The 951-nt window shown below is 61.7% G+C and carries 3 protein-coding genes; all 3 read right to left on the reverse strand.

Going from position 1 to position 951, the window contains the following annotated elements; genetic code table 11:
• The coding region (locus tag ACR0E6_RS21685; protein WP_480587206.1) for a protein tyrosine phosphatase family protein at positions 1-297 on the reverse strand (297 nt) is incomplete at its 3' end.
• Between the two features lie 9 nt (positions 298-306).
• On the reverse strand, positions 307-738 hold the full coding sequence (locus tag ACR0E6_RS21690) for a DUF6691 family protein (RefSeq protein ID WP_480564524.1): 432 nt from the start codon (positions 736-738) through the stop codon (positions 307-309).
• A partial coding sequence (locus ACR0E6_RS21695) for a YeeE/YedE family protein (protein ID WP_480587208.1) occupies positions 738-951 on the reverse strand: 214 nt, incomplete at its 5' end. The genes ACR0E6_RS21690 and ACR0E6_RS21695, both read right to left, overlap by 1 nt.

Consider the following 951-nt stretch of genomic DNA (forward strand, 5'->3'; position numbering starts at 1 on the left):
ACGCGTGCCGGACGCGCAAAATGCCAGAACCGGGCCAGAGCTATTTTCGGCAATATTGCGTTGCCGGGCGACATTCTCGGGTGTCATGGTCTGGTGGGTCAGTTCCAGCACCTCGTATTCCAGCCCGGCTGCGCGGACCGCGTCTCCGATGGCATCCGATTGCATGATCTCGGGAACTTCGGCATTGGGTCGGTTGCAGATAACCTTGACGAAGCCGGCCTCGGCAATGGCGGGCACGTCCTCGACAGTGATCTGCGGGGACACGGCGTAGCGGGGGGTTATTGGTCGAATCTCCATGCCAATTGATTAGGCCGCGTTGGCCGCCCTGTCCAGTTGTGCGCGCAGCCCCGGCGCCAACCGCATCCCCGCCGCCATCGCAACCAGAAAGACGGCGCTGCTGGTCCCGCCATAGGACAGTGCTGCCATGGCTGGGCCGGGGCATAGACCGACCAATCCCCAGCCTGCGCCAAACAGGACTGAGCCGAGGATCAACCCTCGGTCAAGTTCGGACCGAGCTGGTGCGGGAAATGTGCCGCCAGTCAATGGTTGGCGGGTCTTGGTCATGCGCCACGCGACCAACATGGGCAGAATCGCGCCTCCCATGACGAAGGCCAGTGTCGGGTCCCATGCACCGAAGATATCCAACCAGCCCTGAACCTTTTGGGTATCCGTCATTCCCGATAGCAACAGCCCCGCGCCAAACATCGCGCCCGATATCAAAGCGATCAACAACCGCATCAGATCACCCCCAAACCGTGGCGGAACAGGGCCAGAACCACCGCTCCGGCAGCGATATAGATTAGGGTTGCAACAATCCCGCGCAGCGAAAACCGAGAGATGCCGCAGACCCCATGACCCGAAGTGCACCCGTTTGCCAGCCGCGTGCCGATGCCAACCAAAAGCCCGGCCACGACCAGAAGGCCTAGATTTTCCGTCAGGTGCGTTTCAGGC

This window comes from Ruegeria sp. AP12 (genome assembly GCF_056540025.1).

What these genes read in the sequence shown, in the direction of transcription:
- ACR0E6_RS21690 (WP_480564524.1), bottom strand. Translation starts at nt 738, where the DNA reads ATGCGGTTGTTGATCGCTTTGATATCGGGCGCGATGTTTGGCGCGGGG.